This is a genomic window from Actinomadura luteofluorescens (assembly GCF_013409365.1).
GTDB lineage: Bacteria > Actinomycetota > Actinomycetes > Streptosporangiales > Streptosporangiaceae > Spirillospora > Spirillospora luteofluorescens.
Window position 1 is genome coordinate 7,973,436 of the sequence record NZ_JACCBA010000001.1, and the last position, 18,503, is coordinate 7,991,938.

At 74.3% G+C, this 18,503-nt stretch carries 13 protein-coding genes; 5 read left to right on the plus strand and 8 right to left on the minus strand.

Annotated features, from left to right (window positions below):
• The first annotated feature begins 78 nt into the window (after window positions 1–78).
• A complete protein-coding gene (gene recD2, locus BJY14_RS36780; protein WP_376770026.1) occupies window positions 79–2,310 on the plus strand; it encodes an SF1B family DNA helicase RecD2 in 2,232 nt (743 codons plus the stop codon).
• On the opposite strand, the gene BJY14_RS36785 is transcribed toward recD2, so the two are convergent.
• The 7 genes from BJY14_RS36785 to BJY14_RS45995 all read right to left on the minus strand — a co-directional run bounded on the left by BJY14_RS36785 (window position 2,301) and on the right by BJY14_RS45995 (window position 10,731).
• The gene (locus BJY14_RS36785; RefSeq protein ID WP_312879591.1) at window positions 2,301–3,458 is read right to left on the minus strand and encodes an RNA-guided endonuclease InsQ/TnpB family protein; all 1,158 of its coding nucleotides are present in this window, start codon (window positions 3,456–3,458) and stop codon (window positions 2,301–2,303) included. The two genes, recD2 and BJY14_RS36785, sit on opposite strands and share 10 nt — an antisense overlap.
• A 155-nt stretch (window positions 3,459–3,613) precedes the next feature.
• Window positions 3,614–4,432: an MBL fold metallo-hydrolase gene (locus tag BJY14_RS36790; RefSeq protein WP_179847818.1), complete on the minus strand. Its 819-nt coding sequence runs from the start codon at window positions 4,430–4,432 to the stop codon at window positions 3,614–3,616.
• 11 nt (window positions 4,433–4,443) lie between these two features.
• Window positions 4,444–5,007 carry a TetR/AcrR family transcriptional regulator gene (locus BJY14_RS36795; protein ID WP_179847819.1) on the minus strand — a complete coding sequence of 188 codons (564 nt, stop codon included), beginning with the start codon at window positions 5,005–5,007 and terminating at the stop codon, window positions 4,444–4,446.
• Window positions 5,008–5,038: 31 nt separating this feature from the next.
• Entirely contained in the window at window positions 5,039–5,581 is a 543-nt protein-coding gene (locus BJY14_RS36800; protein WP_179847820.1) for an NADPH-dependent FMN reductase, read from the minus strand.
• Window positions 5,582–5,598: 17 nt separating this feature from the next.
• Window positions 5,599–7,128 (minus strand): peptide ABC transporter substrate-binding protein, encoded by a 1,530-nt coding sequence (locus tag BJY14_RS36805; RefSeq protein ID WP_179847821.1) that lies wholly within the window; start codon window positions 7,126–7,128, stop codon window positions 5,599–5,601.
• 1,458 nt (window positions 7,129–8,586) lie between these two features.
• Entirely contained in the window at window positions 8,587–10,137 is a 1,551-nt protein-coding gene (locus BJY14_RS36810; protein WP_218905751.1) for an FUSC family protein, read from the minus strand.
• Between the two features lie 60 nt (window positions 10,138–10,197).
• Window positions 10,198–10,731, minus strand: a complete 534-nt coding sequence (locus tag BJY14_RS45995) for a CGNR zinc finger domain-containing protein (protein WP_246396242.1) — start codon at window positions 10,729–10,731, stop codon at window positions 10,198–10,200.
• A 124-nt stretch (window positions 10,732–10,855) separates the two neighbouring features.
• Between BJY14_RS45995 and BJY14_RS36820 the strand changes: the two genes are divergently transcribed.
• Window positions 10,856–10,996, plus strand: a complete 141-nt coding sequence (locus tag BJY14_RS36820) for a hypothetical protein (RefSeq protein ID WP_179847823.1) — start codon at window positions 10,856–10,858, stop codon at window positions 10,994–10,996.
• On the opposite strand, the gene BJY14_RS36825 is transcribed toward BJY14_RS36820, so the two are convergent.
• Complete coding sequence (locus tag BJY14_RS36825) at window positions 10,993–12,438, minus strand: type I glutamate--ammonia ligase (RefSeq protein ID WP_218905752.1); 1,446 nt, start codon at window positions 12,436–12,438, stop codon at window positions 10,993–10,995. The two genes, BJY14_RS36820 and BJY14_RS36825, sit on opposite strands and share 4 nt — an antisense overlap.
• A 102-nt stretch (window positions 12,439–12,540) precedes the next feature.
• On the opposite strand from BJY14_RS36825, the gene BJY14_RS36830 reads away from it, so the two are divergent.
• Genes BJY14_RS36830 through BJY14_RS36840 form a run of 3 tightly spaced genes read left to right on the plus strand, consistent with a single transcriptional unit; the run spans window position 12,541 to window position 18,490 of the window.
• A complete protein-coding gene (locus tag BJY14_RS36830) occupies window positions 12,541–13,656 on the plus strand; it encodes an amidohydrolase family protein (protein ID WP_179847824.1) in 1,116 nt (371 codons plus the stop codon).
• Window positions 13,657–13,710: 54 nt separating this feature from the next.
• A complete protein-coding gene (locus BJY14_RS36835; RefSeq protein ID WP_179847825.1) occupies window positions 13,711–15,099 on the plus strand; it encodes an FAD-dependent oxidoreductase in 1,389 nt (462 codons plus the stop codon).
• A gap of 37 nt (window positions 15,100–15,136) precedes the next feature.
• Entirely contained in the window at window positions 15,137–18,490 is a 3,354-nt protein-coding gene (locus BJY14_RS36840; RefSeq protein WP_179847826.1) for a DUF4132 domain-containing protein, read from the plus strand.
• Window positions 18,491–18,503 lie beyond the last annotated feature (13 nt).

Genomic DNA, 18,503 nt, shown 5'->3' on the forward strand with positions numbered 1-18,503 from the left:
ATGTCGTGATCACGGGAAGATCCAGAACGTCTGCCGGATCCGGCCATCCCACCGGGCCGATCGGGCACCATGGTGGGCGTGCCGACCTCCCCGAACCCACCCGCCGCGCCGCGTCCGGCGGAGCTGGAGGCGGTACTGGAACGGATCACCTACGCGAACGAGGACACCGGGTACACCGTCGCGCGCGTCGCGACCCCCAAGAGCGGCCCCGACCTGCTCACCGTCGTGGGCGCGCTGCTCGGCGCGCAGGTGGGGGAGAGCCTGCGCCTGGTCGGGCGGTGGCGCTCGCACCCGAAGTACGGCAGGCAGTTCGAGGTCGACTCCTACACGACCGTCCTGCCGGCGACGATCCAGGGCATCCGCCGCTACCTCGGCTCCGGCATGATCAAGGGCATCGGCCCGGTGATGGCCGACCGGATGGTCGGCCACTTCGGCACCGACATCCTGCGCGTCATCGAGGAGGAGCCGGAGCGGCTCGTCGAGGTGCAGGGCCTCGGCCCCAAGCGCACCAAGCGGATCGGGGACGCCTGGCAGGAGCAGAAGGCCATCAAGGAGGTGATGGTCTTCCTCCAGGGCGTCGGCGTCTCCACGTCCCTCGCGGTCCGCGTCTACAAGCAGTACGGGGACGCCTCCATCGACACCGTCCGCAAGCGGCCCTACCAGCTCGCGTCGGACGTGTGGGGCATCGGGTTCAAGACCGCCGACACCATCGCGCAGGCCGTCGGCATCCCGCACGACAGCCCCGAGCGGATCAAGGCGGGCCTCCAGTACACGCTGTCGGAGGCCGCCGACGACGGGCACTGCTTCCTGCCCGAGCCCAACCTCGTCACGGCGGCGGAGAAGATCCTCGGCGTCGGACGGGACCTGATCGTCCCGGCGCTGGACGAGCTGGCGCGCGAGGAGGGCGTCGTCCGGGAGCCGATCCCCGGGGAGGGCGAGGACGCCGCGACGATCCCGGCCGTGTACCTCGTCCCGTTCCACCGGGCCGAACGCTCCCTGGCCCGCGGGCTGCTGGAGCTCCTCGACGCCCCCGCCGACCGGCTCAAGGCGTTCGCCGACGTCGACTGGGACAAGGCGCTGCCGTGGCTCAAGCGGCGCACCGGCCAGGCGCTCGCCCCCGAGCAGGAGGACGCGGTCAAACTCGCGCTGACGTCCAAGGTCGCCGTGCTGACCGGCGGCCCCGGCTGCGGCAAGAGCTTCACCGTCCGCTCGGTGGTGGAGCTGGCCGCCGCCAAGCACGCCAAGATCGTGCTGGTGGCGCCGACCGGGCGGGCGGCCAAGCGGCTCGCCGAGCTGACCGGGCACGAGGCCGCGACCGTGCACCGGCTGCTCCAGCTCCAGCCGGGCGGCGACCCCAGGTTCGACCAGGACAACCCCCTCGACGCCGACCTGGTCGTGGTCGACGAGTGCTCCATGGTCGATCTGATCCTGGCCAACAAGCTGGTGAAGGCGATCCCGCGCGGCGCGCACCTGCTGCTCGTCGGGGACGTCGACCAGCTCCCGTCCGTCGGCGCGGGCGAGGTGCTGGCCGACCTGCTCGGCGCGGAGGCCGTCCCGCGCGTCCGGCTGACGAAGATCTTCCGGCAGGCCCAGCGGTCGGGCATCGTCGTCAACGCGCACCGCGTCAACTCCGGCGAGCACCCCCAGACCCAGGGATTCCCCGACTTCTTCCTGTTCCCCTGCGACGAGCAGGACGAGGCCGCCGAGCTGACGGTGGACGTCGTCGCCCACCGCATCCCGCGCAGGTTCGGCCTCGACCCGCGCCGCGACGTCCAGGTCCTCGCCCCCATGCACCGGGGCGCCGCCGGGGCCGGCACGCTGAACTCGCTGCTCCAGGAGGCCCTGACCCCGCACGACGACACCCGTCCCGAGCGCCGCTACGGCGGCCGCGTGTTCCGCGTCGGCGACAAGGTCACCCAGCTCCGCAACAACTACGACAAGGGCGAGGCGGGCGTCTTCAACGGCACCGTCGGCGTCGTCGCGTCCGTGTCCCTGGAAGAGCAGTCTCTGACCGTCGTGACCGACGAGGACGAGAGCGTCGACTACGCCTTCGACGAGCTGGACGAGCTCGCCCACGCGTACGCGATCACGATCCACCGCTCGCAGGGCAGCGAGTACCCGGCCGTCGTCATCCCGCTCACCACCGGAGCGTGGATGATGCTGCGCCGCAACCTCCTCTACACCGGCATCACCCGGGCCAAGAAGCTGGTGGTCCTCGTCGGTTCGCGCCGGGCCCTGGCCGCCGCCGTCCGCACCGCCGGCGCGGGCCGCCGCCACACCGCCCTCACCCACCGCCTCTCTCAGCGATGACGTCCTCTCCGCCCTAAGGGGCAGAGATTCCCTTCACGCCGCGCTGTGAGCGTGCGGCGTCGGGGTGGGTTACCGCTTCTTTGCGCGCTGCCGGCGCCGCACGGGCACCCCCACGCGCGGATGTCGAGCGCCATCTTCTGGTTGATCCGTCCGCAATCCGAGCACAAGCGAGTGGAGGGGAAGAACCGGTCCACCCGGGCGAACGTCCGCCCGTACCTCTGGGCCTTGTACTCCAGCATGGCGGTGAAGCCCGCCCACCCTGCGTCTTGAACGCTCTTGGCGAGCCTGGTCCGGGCCAGACCGGCCACGCACAGGTCCTCGACGTACACCGCTTGGTTGTCGCGGATGATCGCCGTGGACAGCTTGTGCTGCCAGTCGCGCCGGGTGTCGGCCACCCGCCCGTGAGCGCGAGCGACCTTGATGGCGGCCTTCTTGCGGTTGGCCGAGCCCTTCTGCTTGCGCGACAGGGCCCGCTGCAGTCGCTTGAGCTTGCGGGCGGCGCGGCGCAGGAACCTCGGCGCGGCCACCTTCGTGCCGTCCGACAGCACCGCGAAGTGGGTCAGGCCCAGGTCGACATCCACTTCGCAATCCGAGGGCGGCAGCGTCTCCCCGTGGCCGGTCCGCACGACGAACGAGGCGAAGTACCGCCCGGCCGCATCCCGGATCACGGTGACCGAACTGGGAGCCGACGGCAGCGGGCGTGACCACCGCACCCGCACCTCGCCGATCTTCGGCAGCCTGAGCCGGCCGTTGTCCAACACCTTGAACCGGGCGTTCCTGGTGAACCTGATGGCCTGCCGGTTGTCCTTGCGGGACCGGAACCGAGGCGGGGCCACCTTGCGGCCCTGGCGCTCACCTCTGATCGAGGCGAAGAAGTTGCGGTAGGCCGCGTTCAGGTCGGCCAGGGCCTGCTGCAACACCACGGCCGACACCTCACCCAGCCACGCCCGCTCCGGCGTGGCCTTGGCCTGCGTGATCACCCGCCTGGACAACTCAGCGTCCGATGTATACGGAAGTCCCTGCTCGCGAGCGTCCAACCGCGCGCGCAGCCCGTCGTTGAACACGACCCGCGCGCACCCGAACGCTCTCGCCAGCGCGATCTGCTGACCAGGCGTCGGATACACACGGTAGTTGTAACGTAACTGCACACCCGCACCGTACCGGTTCATGACCAAACCCGGAGGCAATCGCACCGACAGCCGGTATGCCTTTGTGATGCATGGTCTTCGTGGCGAAGTCATAGACCAGATGTTCGGCGGCCGGTGCCTGCTCCGGGTTTAGCGATCCTCGCAAGTGCGCGTCTTTACCCGTCCTGAAGGGCGGAGCGTTGGCCGACATCCCGGTAGCGGGCGAGTTCCCAGGGGTCGTGGGCGCAGAACACCTCGACCTCTCCAGTGCGCGCCAGCTCCCGTAGCCGGGCCACGTTCGCGAGCCGCAGTTCCCGGTCGACCTCGCCGCCCGCCTGGACGAGCTCCATCAGCGGATGCACGACCGGCTCCGGGCGGTCGACCTCGCCGTGGTACATGTACGCGTCTCCGGCGTGCAGCAGCCAGCGGGCGCCGTCGCGGACCGCCACGCCCGCGTGCCCCGGCGTGTGGCCGCCGAGCGGCACCAGCAGGACGTCCTCGGGTACGCCCTCCAGCGACCGGACGCCCTCGAAACCGTGCCAGGTCTCGCCTCCGGCCCCCGCGTAGGCGACCCACTTCGGGCCGTGGGCGAGCTGCGCCGGGGTCTTGCCGCCGTCGGCCAGCTCCGCCTCGAACAGGTGCACCGCCGCGTCCGGGAAGTCGCTCAGCCCGCCCGCGTGGTCGCGGTGCAGGTGCGTGGGGACGACGTGCCGGACGTCGGCCGCCGCGTATCCGAGCGCCTCGATCTGCCGGACGGCCGTCGCCGACGGGTCGAGGGTCGCCCCCGCCATCTCCACCCAGTCGTCCAGCAGCCGTTCGGACGGGCGCTCGATGTCGCCGAGCCCGATCCCGGCGTCCACGAGCACGAGCCCGGCCGAGCCGGTCTCCACCAGCAGCACGTGGCCCACGGCCGGCGCGGGCCGCAGCGGGCTCTCCGGGCCGTCGGCCGGTTCGATCTCCCGCATGGGAGCGCAGTCGAGATGGTGTACGCGCATGGAACGCTCCTTCAGATCAGGTCGCCGAGCTGGCGGGTGACCTCGTGGATGACGGACACGTCGCGCCGGACGCGGGCCAGCATGACGGCGCCCTGGACCGACGACAGGACGAGCGCGGCCAGCGGATCGGCGCGCTCGTCCGGCACCCCCCAGCCGCGCAGGGCGGCCGCGATGCCGTCCTGCCACTCGGCGTAGGTGCCGTCGCAGGCGGCGCGGATGGTCTCGCTCTCGGCGGCCGTCTCCAGCGCCACCGTCGCGACCGGGCATCCCTCGGCGAAGCCGGACTCCAGCAGGGCGTTCGCGAAGTGGTCGCCGAGGGCCGCCAGCCCGGCCCGGCCGTCCGGCGCGGCGACCAGGGCGCCCGCGAGCGCCTCGCCCACCGCGCGGCCGGACCGCGCGACCGACTCCGACGCGAGCTGCTCCTTGCCGTCCGGGAAGTGGAAGTACAGCGAGCCCTTCGGCGCCCCGCTCTCCGCGAGGACCTGGTTGAGCCCGGTGCCGTGGTAGCCCTGCCGCTGGAACAGCTCCGCCGCCGTCCGCAGCACGCGCTCGCGCGTCTCGCCCCGAGGTGTCATGAGGCGATACTAGGTAGACTGGTCTAGTAAGTCAATCCCGGAGCGCGGCGTGCAGCGCCGCCATCGCCCCGGCGATCCGGGCGCGCGGCTCCGCGGTGCGGACCAGGCCGTCCTCGCCCACGTCGGGCCGGGTCACCGGGATCCGCGCGCACGCGGCCTCGACGATCTCGGTGCCCGCGTAGCCGAGCACCTTGCGCAGCGAGGCGTGCGCGTCGCCGCCGCCCGTGGGCGCGGAGGGGGAGGCCACGTTCAGCCAGGCCACCGGCTTCTCGTAGATCTCGCCGCCGCCGATCGTCCAGTCGAGCAGGTTCTTGAACGAGCCGGGCAGCGCGCCCGCGTACTCCGGGGTGCAGATCAGCACCGCGTCCGCGGCGCCGATCGCCGCGCGCAGTCCCGCGACGGCCGGGTGCGGCGGCTCGCGGTCGTCGTCGGGGTTGAAGTGCGGCAGGTCGCCCATGCCGGCGTAGAGCGTCGTGTCGAGCCCGTCCGGAGCCACCGCCTGCGCGGTGCGCAGCGCCGCCTCGTTCGTGGACCCCTTGCGCAGGCTCCCGCAGAGCATCAGCACGTTCGTCATGATCTTCAGGTTATGCGTCAGCCGGTGACGGTCAGCCGGTCCAGGCGCAGGCCGGTGAAGGCGTCGGCGGTGACGCCGCGGGCGCGCTCGGACCAGACCAGGTGGTCGTGGCGGGACCACAGCGGCATCGCCGGCATGTCGCGCAGCAGGGCGCTCTCGGCGAGGCGCGCGGGGACGACGCCCTCGTCCGCGGTGGCCGCGCGCTCGGCCTCGGCGAGGAGGCCGGTCGCGTACTCGTCGTCGAAACCGGTCCCGGCGTCCAGCAGCGGCGCCAGCGACGCGACGGGCGCGGGGTAGGCGGCGGTGGCGTGGACGACGAAGGGGCCGTCCACCTGGTGGGAGTCCACGGCCTCGCGCAGGTCGGCGACCGGACGCGGGCGGGCGTCGAGCCTCAACTCCCTGCCGAGCTGGGCGGCGACGGCCCTCACCCACGCGTCGTCGCCCCGGCCCGCCTCGTACCAGAGGTTCAGCGGGCCGCTCAGCCCGCCCGCGTCGGCCAGCGCGGCGACCGCCGCCTTGGAGTCGTGAACGCACAACCGGCACTGCCCTTCGCGGTGGCCGGGGCGGATGCCCGGCGCGACGAGCGAGTCGGCGGGGGAGTACTGGTGGCCGAGCGGCCCCTCAGTGACGGCGGACCGGTCGATCGCCATCGACAGCGCCGTCCGGACGGTCGGGGACGACAGCCGCTCCACCCGGGCCGGGAACGCCAGGTAGGTGACGTCGCGGCCGGGGACGGCGAGGTGCCGGTCGCCGAAGTCGGCCTCCATCGACTCGTGCCGGTCCGGCGGCACGAGCGTCGCGACGTCGAGGTCCCCGGCGCCGGCCGCGGCGTACTGGCGCCTCGCGTCCGGCATCGCCCGGACGACCACGGACCGGCCCTCGCCCGAGCGGCGGCGCAGGACGATCTCCCGCGCGGTCCGCGACCTCACCCGGAACGGCCCGTTGCCGACCGGGGCGCGGCCGTAGGACGCCCAGTCGCGCGACGCCAGGACGCTCTCCGGCACCGGGAAGAACGCCGGGTCGCCGAGGAGGGCGGGGAACCCGTTCAACGGGCGGTCCAGCGTCACCTCGAAGGTCAGGCCGTCCTTCACCTCCAGGCCCGCGACCGCGTCCTCGCCCGCGCGGGCGCCCTTCACGCGGGCGACCTCGGTGAACAGCCGCGACCCGGCCCAGCGCTCGCGCAGCACGGCCGTCCAGGCGCCGGTGAACGAGCGGGACGTGACGGGCGAGCCGTCCTGGAACGTCGCGCCGGGACGGAGCCGGACCGTCCAGACGCGCCGGTCCGGGCTGGTGACCGACGCGGCGGCGGCGTTCACGGGCGCGCCGGTCTTCGGGTCGTAGGAGACCAGGCCCGTCCACACCGCGTTCGCGATCATCCGGCCGGAGGCGTCGCGGACGTCGCCGGGCAGCAGCGTCGCGGGGGCCGGGGCGCCGACCGAGATCCGCGGGTCGGCGGGCTCGCTCCACGCCTTCAGGGCCGCGACCGGCGCCACCAGCACCGCCACGGCGCCGGCGACCAGGGCGGCGGTGCGGGCTGAGCTCTTCACTGGCCTCTCCCGGGAGCTGGGCGGTCCAGGGGAGGGTAGACCACGGTGTCAGGTCCCACCAGTCCTCACGGTGCTGAGTCCATTTCGTGACCCGGGGACCTGTTGATCAAGACGGCGCCGCCGGTCACACTGGCGCTTGCGAAGATCCATTCCGTGGAGGCGCGATGCTCCCCCGCACATCCTTTCCCTCCGGACGCCTGCTGCAGGGCGGCGTCGCGGTCGCGGCGTCCGTGGCGCTGATGGCCGGCAGCGCCTGGGCGTGCCCGCCCGAGCCGGAGAAGACCCAGACCGAGCAGGCCGCCGCCACCGGGGGCGAGGGCGCCGGCGGCCACGCCGGGCACTACCACCGGGCGGCCGCCGCGAGCACGAAGTCCGAGGCGGTCAAGGGCGTGCGGCGCGTCGGCGGCGTCCCGGACGCCAAGGGCGCCATCTCCCTGATGTTCATGGACTACGGCCAGGGCCGGCACAAGCGGACGATCATGTACGCGACCGGCGAGTTCGGGCTGAAGGCCTACGACATCAGCGCCGACCCCCGCGTCCCCAAGCTGGTCGGGCAGCTGAACATGCCCGGCATGTGGGAGACCGAGGACACCGACTTCGACCCCAAGCGCAAGATCATCTATCTGTCCCGGGACCCCCGCGCGTTCGGCGGCACCACCGCCACCGGGGAGTCGGGCATCTACGTCGTGGACGCCTCCAAGCCGGAGAGCCTGCGCCAGATCACCTACGTGACGGTGCCCGCGGGCCACACGACGACCTGCGTGAACGACTGCAAGTACCTGTGGACGGGCGGCCCCGCGAAGGCCAGCTGGATGCCCGCGGACTGGGGCGGGCGCCCCGTCTGGGTCACCGACGTCCGCGACCCGGCCAAGCCGAAGGTCCACAAGGACCCGATCGACACGGGGCGCAACGACGGCAAGACCGACTACACCCACGACATCCAGGTGGACTCCGACGGGGTCGCCTGGGCGTCCGGGCGCGGCGGCGTGCGCGGCTACTACACGACCGGCCGCCACTACGACCCCGTGCGGAAGAAGTGGCGCAAGGCCACCGCGGTCGACCCCGTCCCGTACGCGGGCGGCGGGCTGGACGAGGCCACCACCAACTCCACCTTCATGCACAACAGCTACCGGGCGGTCGGGCAGACCAAGAACCAGGCGGCCGACCCGCGCAGGTGGGGCGACGGGAAGCTGCTGTACGTCACCGAGGAGACGTTCAACGACGGCTGCGCCAACGACGGCCTGCTCGTCATCGCGTCGCTGCGGGGCTCCTACGGCGGTGAGGGCTGGCGGTCCACGCCGGAGCACAGGTTCCGGCTGAACACCGTTGCGACGTGGGGCGTGGCCGGCAAGGAGGGCAGCGACCCCGAGAGCACGGACTGCTCGGCCCACTACTTCGACGTCCGCGACGGCGTGATCGCCCAGTCGTTCTACTCGCAGGGCACCCGCTTCCTGGACGTCACGGACCCGACGAACCCGCGGCAGGTCGCCTACTACCGCCCGGCGGACGCCGCGTCCTGGCAGCCGTACTGGCACGGCAGGTACGTCTACGTCGCCGACAACACCCGCGGCGTCGACGTGCTGGAGCCCACCTTCCGCTGACCGCCGCACCGGGGCTCCGCCCCGCACGAAGGCCCGTCCTCATCCCCCCGAGGACGGGCCTTCGTCCCGCTCGGGCCGGCTGACGCGCGTTTCGGTCTCGCCCGCGCCGCGCTCGGCCGCCGCGACCGCGGACCCGGCCGCCCGGCGCAGCTGCTGCCCGGCCTGCTGCACGACCTGGACGGGCCGCGCGGGCAGGTGCCGCGAGGCGCCGCGGTGCCGCCGCCAGTGCTCGCGGGCGCGGGCCCCGGTGCTCGACGCGCAGGTTCTCGATGAGCCGGTCGATGTCCATGGACACCTCCCCGTACAGCGGCCACAGGTCGCCGGCCGCGGCCCGCTCGTGCAGCCGCCGGGTGAGGCGGGCGCGGCGCTCGCGCGCCACGTCCACCCGCACCTCCAGCTCGTGCTCGGCGAGGAACGGCCGGGCGTCGCGGGTCAGGTCCGAGCGGGCCAGCCGGCCGTAGGAGGCGACGCTCGCGGCGATCCCGGCCAGCGCGTCGCCGAGCTCGCGGCGCAGCTCGGCGTCGGTGAGCAGCCGGCCCCGCTCGCCGAGCCGCTCGTCGTCGGCCAGGGACCGGGTCAGCCCGCGCAGCGACAGCGTGAAGTGCTCCATCGTCTCCATGGCGTTGCGCAGCGCGACGCCGGCGTCGATGAGCCGCCGCGCCCGCGTCCGCGGGTTGAGCCGGACGCTCTCCTCGGCGGCGCCGAGCTCGCGGTCGGTGCGGCCGAGCTCGCGGGCGAGCCGCTCGGCCTCCGCCTGCCAGCGGGCCGCCTCGCCCTCGGTGCGCTCGCCGCGCAGCCCGTCGGCGATGCCGGCGATCAGCTCCCGCAGGCTCTCGGCGACGTCCTGGACGGCCTCCTCCGCGGGCCGCACCCGCACCGTCGGCACCAGCAGCGTCGCCGCCAGCCCGGTCGCGGCGCCGATCAGCGTCTCCAGGACGCGGTCGGCGGCGCCCGCCTCGCTCGCCGACCCGAGCGCGAAGATCAGCATCGCGGAGATCGGCGCCTCCAGCACGTGCTCGCCGAGGCGCAGCACGTGCCCGATGACCAGGGCCGCGAGGATCGTCAGGCCGAGCGTCCACCAGGAGAACCCGATGGTCCCCGCGGCCAGCACCGCGATCAGCACCCCGGAGGTGACGGCGGCGACCCGCAGGACGCTCGCCTTGATCGTCTGGTAGACGGAGAACTGCACGACGAGCAGCGCGGTCAGCGGCGCCAGCAGCGGCTGCGGCCCGCCGGCCGGCAGCACCTCCAGGGCCAGCACGAACGCCAGCGTGGCGGTGATCGTCAGGCGGGCGATGCGGTACGCGGTGGAGCGCACCTCCGTCGCCACGCGCAGCGGCGAGCGGCCGTCGCGGCCGGCCTCGCCGGAACGGCGGCGGAAGAACACGAGCGACATGCGCTCTGTCATTCCCGCAGGCGGGCAAAGGTCACAGGGGTGGACAAAGATCACAAAAACGACGGAGGCGGGTCACTCCCGGCGGCGGGCGCGGAACGCGGCGACGTTCGTGCGGTTCGCGCAGGCCTCCGAGCAGAACCGGCGCCGGCCCGCCCGGGAGGTGTCGGCGTACACGCGGTCGCAGCCGCCGGCGGCGCAGACGCCCGTCCGGCCGAGCCCGTGCTCGACGACCAGTTCGGCGAGGTTCATGAGCGTGGTCGCGCGGAACCGCTCCACCAGCCGGGACGACGGCGGCGCGTAGTGCATGTGCAGGCCGTGCGGCTCGTGGTCGGCGAGGTGCGGATGCATGGGGATCTCCAGCATCAGCCGGTTCAGCATCGCCGTCGCCTCCTCCAGTCGGTCCGCGTCGAAGAAGGGGCGCAGGACCCGCCCCCAGCGCCGGAAGTCGGCGGCGTCGGCGTCCTCGAACTCCTGCCAGAAGAACTCGTTCTCCCGCAGGAGGCGGCGCAGCGCGTCCGGGGAGTCGTCCCCGTCGGCGCTCGTCACGGCGTTGACCAGCGCGGCGGCGGCCGCCACCCCGTGACTCTTGTATCCAGTGATGCGCATTACCCGGGCCTCCGGTCCCGCAGCCGATCAGTAAATGTTATCTTGTTTACAACCCTTACAGACGTCCCTGGGATGCGCGGTGGAATGCCCACGCTGTGGCTGGCCTGAGTCCGATGTCTACGAGGTGCTGTCGCGGCACCTCACCTCCGAGGGAGTGGTCACCTACACGCGCTGCGCCTGCGGCAGGCCGCAGATGCGCGTGCAGCGCTTCGAGCCGGGCCCGGTCGCGGCGGCCGGACGCGACGGCGCGCCGGAGCACCGCTAGTGCCGCCAGCGGGTGGCGGCGGCCACCTGCTGCGGCGTCGCCCCGTCCAGCAGCGCGATCTCCCCGCGCCGCACCGCCGCCACCGTGTCGGTGACGGCCTCGCCGAGCGCCTCGCGCAGCACCGCGTCGGCCTCGAACGCCGCGACCGACTCGGCCAGCGACGCCGGCAGCGGGGCGATGCCCCGCGCGGCGCGCTCCTCCTCCGCCAGGCCCGCCGGATCCACGTCGACCGGCTCCGGCAGCCTCAGGTCGGCGCCGAGGCCGTCGCGCCCGGCCGCGAGGAGCGCCGCCAGCAGCAGGTACGGGTTGGCGGCGGCGTCCAGGCACTTGACCTCCAGGTTCGCGGCGGTCTCCCGCTCGCCCTCGGCCCCCGTCACGAACCGCAGCGCGGCCTCCCGGTTCTCCAGCCCCCAGCACGCGTACGCGCCCGACCAGTGCGACGGGATGAGCCGCAGGTAGCTCGCCACCGACGGCGCGCCGACCGCGAGCAGCGCGGGCAGCCGGCGCAGGATGCCCGCGGCGAACGCCTCCCCGGCCGCCGTCATCCCGTACGGCCCGGGGCCGCCCGCCATCGCGTTCACCGCGCCGTCCGCCGCGCCGTCCCGCCACAGGCTGAGGTGGGCGTGCGCGCCGTTGCCGACCGAGTCGGCCTCGACCTTGGGGGAGAACGAGGCGGCCATCCCGTGCCGTAGCGTCACCGCCCGGATCGTCTCCCGGACGAGCACGGCGGTGTCGGCCGCGCCGACCGGGCCCTCGGCGGCCACCGACACCTCGTACTGCCCGGCCGCGTACTCCGGGTGCAGCTGGACGACCGTCACGCCCGTCGCCCTGAGCGACTCCAGGACGTCCCGCAGGTAGCCGGCCAGCTCGGTGACCCGCGTCATCCCGTAGGCGGGGCCCTTGCAGGCGGGGGAGAAGTCCTCGCCGTCGCCGTCCGACACCGCCCACTCGATCTCGAACGCGGCCTTCACCGTGAAGCCGAGCCCGGCGAGCCGGTCCGCCTCGCGGCGCAGCAGGGCCCGCGCGTCCAGCGGGTGGACGGACCCGTCCTGGGCGTACCGGAGCGCGGGCGCGTGCGCCCAGCCCGGCAGGGCGGCCAGCGGGACGAGCCGGTCCAGGTCGGGGTGCAGCCGCAGGTCGCCGCTCGGGCCGCCGATGTGGCGCCCGGACACGATCGAGTCGTCCAGCAGGAAGACGTCGAACACCGGGGACATCCCGACGCCCCACGCCGCGGCGTGCTCCAGCCGGCCCACCGGGACGGTCTTGGTGCGGGTGATCCCGCTGACGTCCACCCACGTCAGCGCGACGGCGACGATGCCCTCGCCGGCCAGCCGGCGCGCCGCCTCGGCCGCCCGCGCGCCGAGCCGGTCCCGCTCGCGCCCGTCCAGGACCCGCCCTCCGGCGTCGCTTCCACGGAGTGCGGTGTGAGAGGTGGGTTCCACGGTTGCTCGCTCCTGGTCGGCTGGCGGCGGAGGGAGGTGAACACGCTCCGTAAGGGCATCGTAGGGAGAACGCAGTCGTGTTTCAGGGAGGATGCGGAAGCCGTGCTGGAGTATCTGGAGTCCCTGCGGCTGGTCGACCATCACTGCCACGGCGTCCTCGGCGAGGATCTAGGCAGGACGGCGTTCGAGGCGATGCTCACCGAGGCGGAGACCGCGGGGCCGCCCGGCGTGAGCATGTTCGACACCCAGGTCGGGTTCGCGCTGCGGCGCTGGTGCCCGCCCGTCCTGGGCCTCGACGCCCACGCCGAGCCGGAGGAGTACCTGGCGCGCCGGGCCGAACTGGGCGCCGCCGAGGTCAACCGCCGGTTCCTTGCCGCCGCCGGGCTCGACGCGCTGTGCGTGGACACCGGCCACACGCCGCGGGCGATCCTCGAGCCGCCCGGCCTCGGGCGGCTGGCCGGGGCGCGGGCGCACGAGATCGTGCGGCTGGAGTCCGTCGCGGAGCGGGTGGCGGCGGACGGCGTCGAGGCCGGCCGGTTCGCCGGCGAGGTGCGGTCCCGGCTCGACGCCGCGGACGCCGTGGGGGCCAAGTCGATCGCCGCCTACCGGGCCGGGCTGGAGCTGTCGGGCGCGCGGCCGTCGGACGCGGAGGTCGCCGGCGCGGCCGGGCGGCTGATGCGCGCGGCGGAGAGCGGCGATGACCCGCCGCGCGTGTGCGACGAGATCCTGCACCGGTTCCTGGTGTGGTGCGCGGTGGACGCCGGGCTGCCCGTCCAGTTCCACGTCGGCTACGGGGACGCGGACGCCGACCTGCGCCGCGGCGACCCGCTGCTGCTCATCGAGCTGCTGCGCGCCATGGACCCCGTCCCCGCGATGCTGCTGCACAACTACCCGTTCCACCGGAACGCCGGATACCTGGCGCAGGTGCTGCCGAACGTGCACGTCGACGCCGGCCTGGCGACCCACAACCTCGGGCACCGCTCGCCCGCGCTGATCGCCGAGCTGCTGGAGCTGGCGCCGTTCGGGAAGGTGCTGTACTCCTCGGACGCGTTCGGGCTGGCCGAGCTCTACCACCTCGGGGCGCTGCTGTTCCGGCGCGGGCTCGCGGGGTTCCTGGCCGGGGGAGCGGAGGACGGCGCCTGGACGGCCCGCGACGCCGAGCGGGTCGCGGGGCTGGTCGCCTCCGGCAACGCGCGCCGGGTCTACGGTCTGGAGTGAGCCGATCTTTCCGGCGGAACCGCCGACCGGGAGGAAGCGCAATGGGGAGGTGCGATGGCCGCACGTGAACGCCTGCTCGTCATCGGGGGCGACGCCGCGGGGATGAGCGCCGCGTCCCAGGCCCGCAGGCTGCGCGGCCCGGACGAGCTGGAGATCGTCGCCGTGGAGCGCGGGCACCACGCGTCCTACTCGGCGTGCGGCATCCCCTACTTCGTCGGCGGCGTGGTGGACGAGCTCGACGCGCTCGTCGCCCGCACGCCCGCCGAGTTCCGCGAGCGCGGCATCGAGCTGCGGCTGCGCACCGAGGCCGTGGAGATCGACACCCGCGGCGGCCGGGTGCGGATGCGCTCCCTCGACGGCGGCGGCGAGCGCTGGGAGCCCTACGACCAGCTCATGATCGCGACCGGTGCCGACCCCGCGCGCCCGGACCTGCCCGGCGCGGACGCGAAGGGCGTCCACGGCGTGCAGACGCTCGATGACGGGGTGGCGATCCGCCGCGCGGTCGAGGAGGGGAGCCCGCGCCGCGCCGTCGTGGTGGGCGGCGGCTACATCGGCCTGGAGATGGCCGAGGCGATGGTGATGCGCGGTCTGGAGGTCTCACTCGTGGACTTCGCCGACCAGCCGATGCGCACCCTCGACCCGGACATGGGCGCGATCGTCGCGGAGGCGATGCGCGGCATCGGCGTGCGGCTGCACCTGGGGGAGCCGGTCGAGGGGTTCGACACCTCCCCGGACGGGCACGTCACCGCGGTCCGCACGCGCGACGGCGCGCTGCCCGCCGACCTGGTCGTCCTCGGGCTCGGCGTGCGGCCGGCCACCGGCCTCGCCGAGGACGCCGGGATCGAGACCGGCCCGACCGGCGGGATCGTCACCGACCGGCGGATGCGCACCCGCGCCGAGCGGGTGTGGGCGGCGGGCGACTGCGTCGAGACCCGCCACCTGGTGTCGGGCGCGCCGGTCGCGATCGCGCTCGGCACGCACGCCAACAAGCAGGGCCGCGTCGCCGGGATCAACATCGGCGGCGGCTACGCCACCTTCCCCGGCGTGGTCGGCACGGCCGTCTCCAAGATCTGCCGGGTGGAGGTCGCGCGGACCGGGCTGAACGAGGCCGAGGCGGCCGCGGCCGGGTTCGAGACGCTGAGCGTGGCCGTCGAGTCCACCACCCGGGCCGGCTACATCCCGGGGGCCGTCGCGATGACCACCAAACTGATCGCCGAGCGCCGCTCCGGACGGCTGCTCGGCGCGCAGATCGTCGGCGAGGAGAACGCCGCCAAGCGCGTCGACGGCCTGGCGATCGCGCTGTGGAACGGGATGACGGTGGAGGAGATGACGGGCCTCGACCTCGGGTACGCGCCGCCGTTCGCGCCCGTCTGGGACCCCGTCCTGGTCGCCGCGCGCAAGGCCGCCGACGCCGTCGAGCGGGACATGCGCTCCGCGTCCTGATCCGCTTTGTCGGTGATCTCCCCTACGGTGTGGGCTCATGGCGACTGCGGGGCCGGTGGCGGCCGACGAGAGCACCTGGGAGATGCCGGACGCGTGGCGGCGGGTCGCCCATCCCCGCCGGGACCGTCCGGGGCCGTGGCCGCCGGCGCGGGTCGACGCCGCCGCGGTGGGCAGGGCGCGGGCGCTGGTGGAGGCCGCCAGGGCCGGCGTCGAGGACGTCCTCGCGCTGCCCGGCACGGAGCCCGAGCTCGCCGAGCACGGCCGCGCCTACCTGAAGGGCGAGGCCGACGCGCTGGGCGCGGCGGTGGTCGCGACCGTCGCGGTGTCCAAGGGCGGCCTGCTCGAATCCGGAGGCAAGGACCCGTTCCGGGACGCGTGGGCCGCCGAGCACGGCCTGCCGTTCGCGGCGGCCGCCTATGCCGAGCTGCCCGAGGTCACGAGCGACTACCGGCAGGCGGGGAGCCAGGCGACCTGGACCGGTGTGCGCTGGACCGGGACGCCGGGCAACTACCGCGAATGGTGGTCGGAGGAGGATGCCGCACGGCACCTGCGCGCCCTGCTGGCCGCCGCTGACGACGACGTGTACGCCGCGGCCGTCGAGGAGCTGGCGGGCCGGCGCCGGACGCCGCTCCAGCGGATGGTCGTGTCCTACCTGGTGCCGACCATGCGGGACTGGGTGGACGAGCTCCGCGCCGACCCGGCGGTCATCGGCCTGCCGCCCTACTCGGTGCACCGGTGGATGCTGTTCTGCGCGCTCGGTGGACCGGAGCAGGCCGACCCGGCCGTCCTGCCGCTCGGCTTCTACGACCGCAGGACGAGCGTCGTCGCGACCCTCGTCGACGGCGTCGGCCCGGCCGGCGCGGTGCCGCTGGTGGCCGGAGCCTTGGAAGGCCAGTACACCGACACCGACACGTACCGGAGTCTGCTGGACGTGCTCGCGCGGCTCCCCGTGGACGAGGCGTTCCAGGCACTCGTGGACCGGGCCCGCCACAAGTACGTCCAGCCCGCGCTGCTCGCCGCCGCGCGGGCGTACCCGCGGCGGGCGCTGCGCCTCCTCGCCCCGGCTGCGGGGACGCCGGAGGCGGAGGACATACTGCGGGCCCACCTGCTCACTCATCCCGAGCTGGTGGAGGAGATGCTGCCGGAGCTTCCGGCGGAGTCCCGCGCGGCGGTCGACGCGCTCCGCGAGACCATCGCCCGGGTCCCGGAGGCGTCCGGCGACGCCCTGCCGGCGCTGCTCGTGGACCCGCCGTGGGCCCGGCCCCGGACGAAGGCCAAGCCGGTCGTCATCAAGGACCTGGCCTCGCCCGGCACGCGCCGCATCGCCTGGGAGCCCGGCGAGCGGGACGCCTGGACGGTGGACCTCCACCACATGTGGCGGTGGGTGAAACGCCTGGAGTGGCCCGTCCAGGTGGAGAGGTTCAAGGGCGGCGAGCTGCCCTCCCACCAGCAGCCCGTGCTCTTCATCGAGGCGCCCGAGGACCTCGTCCGCCCGCTCCTGGCGGGCTGGGAGCCGCCCGACCCCTGGTACGTGGGCGAGTGGATGCGGGTCGTCGTCGCCCGGTTCGAGCTCGACGCGCTGGACCCGGCCGTCTTCGCGGCGCGCCGCGACCCCGCGGGCGTGGGCGGCGTCCTCCTGCCGTTCCTGAGCGACGAGGTCGCGCTGCTCATGGCCGACTGGCTCGTCCGTCTCAAGCAGGCGGGCAGGACCGCGCAGACCTGGTTCCGGCGGCACGGCACGGCCGCCGTCCCGGCCCTGGTGCCGCCCGCGCTCGGCAAGGCGGGCGCCCAGCGCCGCGCCGCCGAGGCGGCGCTGCGGTTCGTCGCGGACCGGCACGGCGCCGAGGCGGTCGTCGCGGCGGCCCGCGTCCACGGCGACCGCGCGGCGGACGCCGTCGAGGCGCTGGTCACGGCCGACCCGCTGGACGTCCTCCCCGCGAAGATCCCGCAGGTCGGCGACTGGGCCGACGTGCGGCTGCTCCCGCAGATCCTGCTGCGCGGCCGCGAGCGGGCGCTGCCGGACGCCGCCGCGCGGCACGTCCTCACGATGCTCGCGATGTCGCGGCCCGCCGAGGTCTACCCCGGGGTGCGGACGGTCCGCGACGCGTGCGACGGGGAGTCCCTCGCCGAGTTCGGCTGGCGGCTGTTCCGGCAGTGGGAGGCGCACGGCGCGCCGTCCAAGGACGGGTGGGCGCTGGCGCAGCTCGGCCAGACCGGCGACGACGAGACCGTCCGCCGCCTGACCCCGGTGATCCGGGCGTGGCCCGGCGACGGCGGGCACGCCAAGGCGGTGACCGGCCTGGACGTCCTCGCCGCCATCGGCACCGACGTGGCGCTCGCGCACCTGCACGGCATCGCGCAGCGGGTGAAGTTCAAGGCGCTGAGGTCCAGGGCGCAGGAGAAGATCGAGGAGGTCGCCGCCGGGCTGGAGCTGACCGCCGAGCAGCTCGCCGACCGGCTCGTCCCCGACTTCGGCCTGGACGCCGACGGGACCCTCACGCTCGACTACGGCCCCCGCCGCTTCGTCGTCGGCTTCGACGAGCGGCTCAAGCCGTTCGTGGCGGACGAGGGCGGCGCCCGCCGCAAGGCGCTGCCCAAAGCCGGCGCCAAGGACGATCCGGAGCTCGCCCCGGCCGCCTACAAGGCGTTCTCGGCGCTGAAGAAGGACGTGCGGACCGTCGCCGCCGACCAGCTCCGCCGCCTGGAGGCGGCCATGGTCGCGCGGCGCCGCTGGTCCGCGCGGGAGTTCCGGGAGCTGCTGGCCGGACACCCGCTCGTCCGGCACCTCGTCCGGCGCCTGGTGTGGCTCGCGTCCGAGGGCGAGGAGGAGGACGCGAGGACGACCGCGTTCCGCGTCGCCGAGGACGGCACGTTCGCCGACGTCGACGACGAGGCCGTCACCATCGCCGACACGGCGCGGGTCCGGGTCGCGCATCCGGTCGACCTCGACGGCTCGCTCGCCGCCTGGTCGGAGGTGTTCGCCGACTACGAGATCCTGCAGCCGTTCCCGCAGCTCGGACGCCCCGTCCACGCCCTCGCCGACGGCGAGGGGAAGGGCGGCAGGCTCGAACGCTTCGAGGGACTGACCGTCCCGGTCGGCAAGGTGCTCGGCCTGACCTCGCGCGGCTGGGAACGCGGCGCGCCGCAGGACGCGGGCATCGAACCCTGGATCTCCCGGCGGCTCCCCGGAGGCCGGTACATCGTCATCGACCTCGATCCCGGCATCGCCGTCGGCACCGTGGACGCCCTGCCCGACCAGAAACTCGACGCGGTCGGCCTGGCGAACCGCCCCGAGCAGAGCTGGCTCGGCGGCGGCGCCACGGGCTCCTTCGCCGACCTCGACCCGGTCACCGTGTCCGAGATCATCGCCGACCTGACGACGCTCACCTGAGAAAGAGAACCCC

What these genes read in the sequence shown, in the direction of transcription:
- BJY14_RS36790 (WP_179847818.1), bottom strand. Translation starts at nt 4,432, where the DNA reads ATGCGCGTACACCATCTCGACTGCGCTCCCATGCGGGAGATCGAACCG.
- BJY14_RS36795 (WP_179847819.1), bottom strand. Translation starts at nt 5,007, where the DNA reads ATGACACCTCGGGGCGAGACGCGCGAGCGCGTGCTGCGGACGGCGGCG.
- BJY14_RS36800 (WP_179847820.1), bottom strand. Translation starts at nt 5,581, where the DNA reads ATGACGAACGTGCTGATGCTCTGCGGGAGCCTGCGCAAGGGGTCCACG.
- BJY14_RS36810 (WP_218905751.1), bottom strand. Translation starts at nt 10,137, where the DNA reads ATGACAGAGCGCATGTCGCTCGTGTTCTTCCGCCGCCGTTCCGGCGAG.
- BJY14_RS45995 (WP_246396242.1), bottom strand. Translation starts at nt 10,731, where the DNA reads ATGCGCATCACTGGATACAAGAGTCACGGGGTGGCGGCCGCCGCCGCG.
- BJY14_RS36835 (WP_179847825.1), top strand. Translation starts at nt 13,711, where the DNA reads ATGGCCGCACGTGAACGCCTGCTCGTCATCGGGGGCGACGCCGCGGGG.
- BJY14_RS36840 (WP_179847826.1), top strand. Translation starts at nt 15,137, where the DNA reads ATGGCGACTGCGGGGCCGGTGGCGGCCGACGAGAGCACCTGGGAGATG.